Origin of the sequence: Aquicoccus porphyridii (genome assembly GCF_008369105.1) — a bacterium.
GTDB classification, from domain to species: Bacteria; Pseudomonadota; Alphaproteobacteria; order Rhodobacterales; family Rhodobacteraceae; genus Aquicoccus; species Aquicoccus porphyridii.
The window spans coordinates 21,858-31,124 of sequence record NZ_VINQ01000026.1 but is presented as its reverse complement, the minus strand read 5'-3'; the positions used below and the strand labels follow the sequence as shown (position 1 = coordinate 31,124).

Below are 9,267 nucleotides of genomic sequence, written 5' to 3'. Positions count from 1 at the left end.
GTCTCAGCCCTTACAAGTCATTCGTGTCTAGCACAGCATGCGACCGGACTCATGATACCAGAGGCGCGGATGGATGTTTATATACACCCTAGGGGTTTGCAACCATTCGAATAAGCCGCACCCGCCGAAAAACGCCTTCGGGAGTGACCAGAGGTTGGCGAAGGCAGCCTTCCTCTTGTCCGTACGGGTATGCGGCACCAGGTGTCCTTGGAGCCATGGCCGCTTCCTGCGCTTCATGGTCGTTCGTGACAAGCGCGGCGAGCGACTGCTTCCCGCCGTTCGTTTCACATTATGTTTCCGTCCCTGAACCAAATCACTAAACGGCGGCGTTTCGTTGCATGAAACGGTGTGTCTCGGAGCGGCCGATTTCATTGAAACCATGCCGTAGATAAAGCGAGCGGACAGGGTTCCAGTGCAAATACTCCAATCTAACTGGTAGCCTCAGACCATCGGCGACCGTGAGGCAGTGCGCGAGAATTGCAGAACCTGTTCTCCGACCTTGATACATGGGAAACAGGTAAAACTCTCCAAATCGAATGTGATCTGTCTGCCTTTGAAACGACAATATTCCTAATCTCTGCCCCGAGCGCCTTATCTCGAAAAATGGCTTCTCGCTGTAATGACGTTCATGAAGGTCGCGTTGGAATGCTTCATCCCAAGTCCAGCGTTTGATGATGTGCGGCCCCATGGCCGCTCGTTTGGCTTCGAATGCAAGGCTATGTCGCTTGGATCGCCGCCAAACCGGACGAACACCAAATCGGGAGGAAGATCAGGCAAATCCATACACGAAACCTTTTCACGTTATGGAAGCGCCCTCAATATCTCACATAGCAGACCTCGGTGCAAAACGCAGCAAAAGTCCACAACTCGCCCTTCGCATCAGGTGCAGCGAACTGCCCATATTTGCCACCATTTAACATATGATTAGGCAGAAGACGGACCCGTTTCTTCGGGACTTTGTCCTGAGAGCCACCTTGAAAATGTGCTCATCGCCCGAGTGATCGGACGATCGGATGGCCAAGCAAGATAGTAGCGCCCCGCTGACACAGTGATCCCGAAGGGCTGAACCAATCGACCCTGCGTGACATAGTGATCGAACATCGAGATAGGCAGGAGTGCCGCTCCAGCGCCAGAGGCCGCCAATTCCGCGAGTGCGATCGAGCTGTCCAGCACCGGCCCTGAAACCGGAGGACAGGACGTACCTGCGGCCTCGAACCAGCCAGGCCATTCTGCGCTGCGATAACTTCGGAGTAGCGTCATCTGCCCAAGGTCTGCCGGATGGAGCAGTCGCGTTGCCAGCTCCGGTGCGCAGAGAGGCGATAGCGGGGTATCCATCAGACCGATCGCTTTATGACCCGACCAGCCGCCGGTGCCAAAACGGATCGCCATGTCCAATCCTTCGCGAAGAATCTCGACGCGGTTGTTATTGGTCGAGATCCTGATTTCGATCTCGGGGTGGGCCTGCCGAAACGCCGCCAACCGCGGCATCAGCCAGCCAAGCGCAAACGTCGTGTTTACGCCGACCTTCAGTACTTCGATGTTGCGCCGGCCCCCGAGGCCATCGAGAGCTCGCGCCATTGCATCGAAACCATGTTCCAAGACGGGAAAGAGCAGCCGACCTTCGTCGGTCGGTAGCAAACCCTGTGAGGTGCGCAAGAACAGTGTGACGCCAAGCAGATCCTCCAGCCGCGCGATTTGGTGGCTGACCGCAGCTTGCGTGACGCGCAGTTCGATCGCAGCCTTGGTGAAGCTGCCTTGTCGCGTGGCGACTTCGAACACCCGCAGGGCATTCAGCGGCAGATCGGGTCGATCCATTGCAATACCTCAGCTAATGGCTTGCCATAATATTTGTCGTTTGCTGCGGCCAATCAAGCCGAAATATACGCTTCCCATGAAATCACCTGATGCCGCCCTTCTCGGTGTCACGTGCCGCAAAATAAAGGAACGCTGCATGCAGATTCGCCCCTCTACCTTGTCGCGAGTAGTGACAGGGATCGCACTTGGCTTGTCCATTGCCACCACAAGCTTCGGACAAACACCTATCGAGACGCTTGAACAAACCGTCGACCAGATCGAAACCAAACTGGATGGACGGATCGGTATTTCACTGATTGACACCGGTTCGGATTTTACTTGGTCACACAGGCAGGACGAACGATTTTTGATGAACAGCACAGTAAAAGTGCCTCTTTGCGGTGCAGTACTGGCGCGGGTTGATGCGGGTACACTGTCGCTGTCTGACCAACTACCCGTAACTCAGGGCGACATACAGTCCTATGCGCCTGTCACCGAACAGCGTGTTGGCCAGAGTATGAGTATAGGGGAGCTTTGCATGGCTGCAATCGACATGAGCGACAATACGGCCGCCAACCTGCTTATTGACCATCTGGGCGGCCCGCAGGCCATTACGCAATTCTTCCGCAACACAGGGGACATTGAAAGCAGGCTTGACCGGCAAGAACCAGAGTTGAACACATTTGCGCCGGGTGACCCGCGTGACACCACGACGCCGGTTGCCAGCACAGATACATTGCACACTCTGCTGCTAGGCGACGCGCTGTCAGACAGGTCACGCAAACAACTGGCGGATTGGATGAGTCACGGCGGAGTGACGGGCCAATTGCTGCGGGCCGAGGCACCAGCGGAATGGCAAATCTATGATAAGTCTGGCAGTGGCAGCCACAATCGCAACTTGGTTGTGATGGTGACACCTGAAAGCCGCGCGCCCTGGGTCGTCACCATCTTCCTCTCGGACATGGACGAGGATTTCGAGACGCTCAACGCCGCCTTGCAGGACATCAGTCGCGCCGTAACAGCTGTAATCGGACAGTGATGTGACATCGACCGGGGCCTATCAAAGGGCCTCAGTCTCAACCATATCACCCCCTGGTATTCTCGAAGGCTTTCGCTCGGAAGTGAACGGGCGAGCGCTAATTATCGTTCAATTTAGCAATCGCTGCCCGGTTGACAGAATGCTTCTCCCGTGAATGGCTGCTCTTTTTGACTGACGCATATCTCCGAGCATGCGCAGCAGGTGCGACATTCCGTCGATGGTAGAGGGCGCATATGCGGGACAAAGCTGTCAGACGCCTTCCAGAAAGCCCGCCACCAAATCGGCGCGCTCCTCGACCCCTGTCATCGGCATTTCGATGAGCTGATAGCCGAACCGAGCATAAGTTTCCGCCATGACTTTGCCGGTCGCTTGGGCCTCCTCTCGATCCTGTTTGCGCTCGGCGTCCTGCGCAAAGATGGCCTCCCAATACGGAGTGAGGAAAACCCGCCTGTTGTAGGTGTAAAGCTTGGCTGCTGTCTCGATATGGGCTGGGACGGGGAGACCGCAGAGCGTGAGGTATCCGACGACATCGGCAATCCCCCTGTCCATCAGGACAGGGCCGTCAATCGCCTGTGCTTCATGCCATGACCGCAGCTCCCAGCCCAGCATTAACTCGGCGTACATCGACCTGTCAGCCCAAGGCAGGGACGTTCCGCCTATTTGCGCTTGATCCTGTATAATGGCCCGTCCGGCCTCAGGCATGCTGCGGAACCCTCGGCGGGTCAGGGCGTCGATCAAGCTGGTTTTGCCGGAACCGGGACCACCGGTCACGACGAACATATGTTCACACATGTGCCATACTCGAGTTTGCTATGATGGGGGAACGCTGATCGTCCACGCCTCAGCCGGACAGTATCAGCGTGCTAACGAGGTTAGCTGTACATCCGATGGAGTGCAATGGGCTCCAAGCGGACGTGCGGCACTGCGGCGGTATGAACGGCCACCGAGGCCGAGCGTCCCGAAGCTCACGGCTCTAAACCGGTCACTCATCGTGGGCCAGCATTCTGCGATGCAGCTTTCGCTTTGCGGCCATTCGTGCAGCGCACAGCATTTGAAACGGTTGAGGGTCCGTTCAGCGAGTGTGGTTTCAACGGGTCATCGCAACACCTGTCACCACCGGTGACTTTATCAAGTCAGTGTTGGCGTGTAGAATCCCATCATGAAACAACACGTGGGGTTTTGCACGTCAGCGGAGGGTGTTCGGATCGCCTTTGCCGAGTCTGGAGAAGGACCGCCTTTGGTGCGGGTGGCAAACTGGTTCACACATCTCGATCTCGACCGGCAGAGTGCCGTGTGGCGGCACTGGTTCGACTTTCTGTCCGACGGTCGCACCCTTATTCGCTATGATCCGCGCGGTTCCGGGCTGTCCGACCGCAATGTTGACGATTTTTCTATGGACCGCTGGATCGAGGACCTTGATGCGGTGGTCAAGTGCGCCGGTCTAACGCGCTTTCCACTAATTGGTTTGTGCCAGGGCGGTGCCGTGGCGGCCGCCTATGCCGCCCGGCATCCCGATAGGGTCAGCCGCCTCGTTCTCTACGACAGCTACCCATTCGGCGCCTATGCCGAGGGCGTACCGGACCGGTTGGTTCAAGAAGCGCGTGCTCTGGCCGAGATGATCGAGGTGGGTTGGGGCAAGAAGACCGGCGCCTTCCGGGAGATCTTCGCCAACCTTCTGATGCCCGAGGCCGGCAAGGACGCCTTGCGATGGATCGGCGAGATGCAGCGGCGCAGCGCCTCGGCGCGCAATGCGCGGCTGATGTGGGATGCCTTCAACGCCTTCGATATTCGCGACGTTGCAGGCGACATCGCGGCGCCGACCCTGGTGTTCCACGGTCGCCGCGACTGCATGGTCCCGTTCGAGGCCGGCCGTCAACTCGCATCACTGATACCGAATGCGCGGTTCGTGCCACTGGAGACCAACAACCACATTCTTCTTCCGAACGAAGAGGCGTGGGAGACATTCTGCCACGAGATCAGTGGCTTTCTCGAACCCGAATCTGGCGCGGCCCGGGCCTGCGATCTCGCGCTCGATACGCTGACTGCGCGCGAGGTGGAGGTGCTGGGCGGCGTCGCACGCGGCCTCAGCAACCGGGATCTGGCGAACCTGCTGAGGATCTCCGAGAAGACGGTGCGCAATCACGTCAGTACGATCTTCTCCAAGCTCGGTGTCGCGAGCCGGGCACAGGCGATCGTGTCAGCCCGCGACGCAGGTCTTGGCCGCGACTGAGGCCCGGCGAGGCCGGGACAACGGTCCCGAAGCCGACGTCTGAGCCCCGAAATTTCCAGGTCGGCGTAGGACCAGCGCCTCATGCGCGCTGGCATTTGTTGCCTCATGATTGCTCATCGACATCTCAGAAGGGAGCAGAGCGATGAGCAAGACCATGACCGCCCTGGTGAAGGAGCGCCAGGAACCACTGCAAGACCGTTACAAAACTGCGCCCGACGAGGCACGGATCACGGACCATGCGATCGCGCAAAGCGGCGACGCCGACCCGTTCCACGGCACCGTCAAGGTCGGCGACGGCCAGAGCGCGCCGTGGGACTTCGGTATCCATCTCGCGAACGGCGGCGATCACGACTTGCCGAACCCGGGCGACATCCTGTGCGCCGCGCTGGCCGCCGGTCTCGATTCGACGCTGCGGATGATTGCGGCGCGCATGGGCGTGACGCTCGAGTCCCTCGAAGTCTCGGTGAAAGCCCACGCCGATATGCGCGGTTGCCTGATGATCGAGCGGACCGTGCCGAATCTCGCGCGCTTGGGTCTTCCATGATCGCTTGGTGGCCGGCTCGGATCGTCCAGTCACGCCGCTCGAATTCAGAATCTGTATGGAGCGGGCTTCAATCCGTGAACTGGCCACGGGCCGAGCGAATCTGTGAGAGTTCCCGGACATCGGACCCGGCTCGTCCGCACCGAAGGCAACGTACGAACTGAGGACAACGATACAGGGCCACAACCCGATCCATGCCTTCCGATCACGCGCCACCAGGCGACCAGCACTTTCAAAGGAGAATACCATGACACATGCAACCGACATCCTCGACCATCCCATTCGCAGTCACAACGCGACCCCATCCGCCACATGGTCCAGGCCGGGCGGCGCTTATGACGAGATCAGCCGTGGCATCCTGGATGCCATCGAGCACTGCACAAACCGTCTGGCACCGCCCAGGGACGGACGGGTTCTCGACGTGGCGACGGGCACCGGTTGGGCCGCGCGGCGGCTTGCCGAACGTGGAGTCCGGGTGACGGGTGTGGATTTCGCGCCCGACCTGCTGGCCGCGGCCAAGGAAATGGCCGGCGCGCGCGACATCGACATCACGTTCGAACTGGGCGACGCGGAGGCGTTGCCCTACCCGGACGCGTCCTTCGACGCGGTCATGTCGAGCTTCGGAATCATGTTCGTCCAGCGCCCCGAGGATGCCGCCGCCGAGATCGCGCGCGTCTGCAAACCCGGCGGGCGCATTTCACTGGCCACATGGACGCCCGACGGCAATGTCTTCGAGATGTTCAAGATCATGAAGAGCTACATGCCCAAGCCCGATGGCACACCGCCCCCGTCGCCTTTCGAATGGGGCAGCAGGGAACGGTTGACGTCGCTGCTCGGCGATCATTTCGATCTCGCCTTCGAACAGGGCACGTCGTTCTACCGGGAACCCGACGGCGAAGCCGCCTGGCGGACCTTCGTCGAGGGCTACGGCCCCCTGCGCACGCTCGTCGGCAAGCTGGACGAGGCGGACGCGCGCGCGCTTGAACGCGACTTCGTCGCCTTTCACGCCAGCTTCGCCACCGATCTCGGTGTCTGCGTGCCGCGCGACTACCTCGTCGCCGCAGGAACCCGGCGCTGAACAATTCGGCATTGTCGAAAACCCAACCCCAAAAAGGAGATGGCGATGACACGCACAACCAAACTCGCTCTGCACACCGCAATCCTGGCTGGTGCCACGCTGGCAATCACCGCGACGGCGTCCGCCGAGGAACCGGAACCGATCGCCGCCCAGCCACTGACCGAGCGGCACGCCTTCCCTAACGAGACGTCCATGCAGATCACGCAGAACCTCGAGGGGCTACCGCCACAGAGTGTCGAGATCGAGGACGCATCGTACATGGTGGTGGTCGAGTTCACCATTCAGCCCGGTGTCGTGTTCCCCTGGCACACTCATCCCGGGACGGTGCTGATCAAGGTCGCGGAAGGCGATTTCACGTTCGTATTCGCCGAGGATTGCGTCGAACGCGACTTCGCACCCGGCTCGGCCTTGGTCGACCCCGGCGACACTGTCCACACCGCCTTCAATCCGAGCGCGGATCAGGAGACAGTGGTCGTCGCAACGCTGTTCGGCGTACCCGCCGAGGGCCCGCTTACGATTCCGGTCGAAGCCGCTGAAGGTTCGGCTCTGGATGAGGAATGCGGCATCGAGCGCCTGAGCGAGTAAGGTCACAAGGGTGTGCCGCCTTGCGGCATCCCCAGAGGGCGATCCTGCTCCGAGATTCCCTGAATGTCGGCTTCCAGAGCCGCAGCAAGAATGGCTCGCGCTTGCAGAGAATGTCCAGAATCCGCCGCTGGTGTCGATTGACACGAACCGGCCCTGACCAGACCTTGACGACCGCGCCTTTGCCGCAGCGCAGCTTCACCCAAGCGGCCATTCGCTGCATGTGCGAAGCCTATATGTTATTTTGGGTTGGCTACGCGGACAACCCACCGTTCGCTGAGGCGCTCGCTCTTCGCCGAGAGCGCGAGTTGGCGATCAATTTGGCAATGCCCGAACGAAAGGCGGCCCTCTGCGGGCTGTCCCATGGCGCGGAGTCGCGCGATCCGGGTCACGCGGTGCGCGGCTCGAGATCTACTGACCACAACTCGACATCCGCGCTGTCCATCAGGCGCACGGTCATGACACCGGTATCTGCCGCGATGTCGACCTTGCCAAAAAACTGCAACCCGTCGCTTGGCGGCAGATTGGCCTGGCCGGCTTCGGGATGTTTGGCGAAGCGGACTTCAGGACCGAAGGTGTTGTCGTAGTCGCTCGGACCAAAGGTGCCAGCATGCAACGGGCCCGAAACGAATTCCCAGAATGGCTCGAAGTCTTGGAAAACCGCCCGTTCGGGCGAATAATGATGTGCAGCGGTATAGTGCACGTCGGCGGTCAGCCAGACCGTGTTGGCGATCCCCGCGGCCTTGATAAACGACAGGACGGTGGCGATATCCTGTTCGCGCCCGAGAGCCGGGCCGTCGCCATTGGCACCGTTTTCCATGTTGTCGCCGTCCGTGACCATCATCCCGATGGGCATGTCGGAGGCGATGACCTTCCAAGTCGCCTTGGAATTCATCATCTCGCGCTTGAGCCAGGCGAGCTGATCGGCGCCGAGGAAGGGCGCGCCGTTTTCCTCGCGATTGGCAGTGTTGTCGCCGCGGTATGTGCGCAGGTCGATCACGAAGATTTCGAGCAGCGGCCCGTAAGCCAACTTGCGGTAGACGCGCATCGGCTCTGCCAAGGTCTGGCGCGTCGGAATCATCTCGTGGAACGCGCGACTCGCGCGCGCGGCCAGAAGCTGAGCCGATTTCACGCTGTAGCGATCATCGGAGGCGAGGATCTCGTTCGGATACCAGTTGTTGGTGACTTCATGATCGTCCCACTGGGCGATCATCGGCACTTCCGCGTTGAAGGCGCGCACATTCCTGTCGAGGTAATTGTAGAGGTGCTGGTCGCGGAATTCATCCAGCGTTTCGGCCACCTTCATCTTGGACGGTGTCAGCAGGTTGTTCCAGATCGTGCCGTCATCCAGTTCGACCTCATCTTGCAGGGGGCCGTCGGCATAGACCGTATCGCCCGAATGCAGGAAGAAATCGGGCCGGTGGCCCAGCATCGTCGCATAGGTCGTCATGCCGCCCCGACTTTCGTCGATCCCCCAGCCTTGGCCGGCGGTGTCGCCCGACCATACGAAGCTGATATCGCGCTTGCTCATGGGAGCGGTGCGGAACCGGCCGGTCAAGGGCTCGGACATCGTGTTGTCCGCAAGGTCGGCCATTGTCACGCGGTAGAAGATGTCCTGGTCGCTGGGCAGGCCGGTAAGCGCCATCTTGCCCGAAAACGACGTGGGCGTGCCGACGTTCAGACCTGGCAAGACGCGAGCGTCGGTCATGCTTTCTGTGGTGGCCCATTCCACCAGCATTTTCGACTCGCGGTCGGCGCGGCCCCAGACGATGGCGCCGTCATGGGTGACGTCGCCGGACATGACGCCATGTTCCATGATCGGACGGGACTGTGCCCGCGATAGCGACGGAACGGCAAGCGAGGTCCCGAGGGCGACGCCCCCGAGCAAGGTCTGGCGGCGGGTGAAGGAAATCTTCGGCATAAGGGGCCCCTGAGCTGGATTTGATGTATCTGGCACCGTTAAAGCTGACAGTCCGCGATGTCGGCAACGTTTCGCGGCAATG

At 60.3% G+C, this 9,267-nt stretch carries 9 protein-coding genes; 5 read left to right on the top strand and 4 right to left on the bottom strand.

Annotated elements, in window-relative coordinates:
- Window positions 1-316: 316 nt before the first annotated feature.
- The gene (locus FLO80_RS23555) at window positions 317-688 is read right to left on the bottom strand and encodes a GNAT family N-acetyltransferase (RefSeq protein WP_369333780.1); all 372 of its coding nucleotides are present in this window, start codon (window positions 686-688) and stop codon (window positions 317-319) included.
- A gap of 236 nt (window positions 689-924) precedes the next feature.
- On the bottom strand, window positions 925-1,815 hold the full coding sequence (locus tag FLO80_RS20320; RefSeq protein ID WP_111369132.1) for a LysR family transcriptional regulator: 891 nt from the start codon (window positions 1,813-1,815) through the stop codon (window positions 925-927).
- Window positions 1,816-1,891: 76 nt separating this feature from the next.
- Between FLO80_RS20320 and bla the strand changes: the two genes are divergently transcribed.
- Window positions 1,892-2,833: a class A beta-lactamase gene (gene bla / locus FLO80_RS20315; protein WP_246156764.1), complete on the top strand. Its 942-nt coding sequence runs from the start codon at window positions 1,892-1,894 to the stop codon at window positions 2,831-2,833.
- Window positions 2,834-3,082: 249 nt separating this feature from the next.
- Here the strand turns inward: bla and FLO80_RS20310 are convergent, their stop codons facing one another.
- Window positions 3,083-3,625: an AAA family ATPase gene (locus tag FLO80_RS20310; protein WP_111369127.1), complete on the bottom strand. Its 543-nt coding sequence runs from the start codon at window positions 3,623-3,625 to the stop codon at window positions 3,083-3,085.
- Window positions 3,626-3,992: 367 nt separating this feature from the next.
- On the opposite strand from FLO80_RS20310, the gene FLO80_RS20305 reads away from it, so the two are divergent.
- The 4 genes from FLO80_RS20305 (at window position 3,993) to FLO80_RS20290 (ending at window position 7,267) form a co-directional block, all read left to right on the top strand.
- Window positions 3,993-5,063 carry an alpha/beta fold hydrolase gene (locus FLO80_RS20305; protein ID WP_111369124.1) on the top strand — a complete coding sequence of 357 codons (1,071 nt, stop codon included), beginning with the start codon at window positions 3,993-3,995 and terminating at the stop codon, window positions 5,061-5,063.
- Between the two features lie 142 nt (window positions 5,064-5,205).
- Complete coding sequence (locus FLO80_RS20300) at window positions 5,206-5,607, top strand: OsmC family protein (RefSeq protein WP_111369122.1); 402 nt, start codon at window positions 5,206-5,208, stop codon at window positions 5,605-5,607.
- A gap of 244 nt (window positions 5,608-5,851) precedes the next feature.
- Window positions 5,852-6,682 (top strand): class I SAM-dependent methyltransferase, encoded by an 831-nt coding sequence (locus tag FLO80_RS20295; protein WP_111369120.1) that lies wholly within the window; start codon window positions 5,852-5,854, stop codon window positions 6,680-6,682.
- A gap of 45 nt (window positions 6,683-6,727) precedes the next feature.
- The gene (locus tag FLO80_RS20290; protein ID WP_223145524.1) at window positions 6,728-7,267 is read left to right on the top strand and encodes a cupin domain-containing protein; all 540 of its coding nucleotides are present in this window, start codon (window positions 6,728-6,730) and stop codon (window positions 7,265-7,267) included.
- Window positions 7,268-7,652: 385 nt separating this feature from the next.
- Here the strand turns inward: FLO80_RS20290 and FLO80_RS20285 are convergent, their stop codons facing one another.
- Window positions 7,653-9,185, bottom strand: a complete 1,533-nt coding sequence (locus FLO80_RS20285) for an alkaline phosphatase D family protein (protein ID WP_188078369.1) — start codon at window positions 9,183-9,185, stop codon at window positions 7,653-7,655.
- Window positions 9,186-9,267 lie beyond the last annotated feature (82 nt).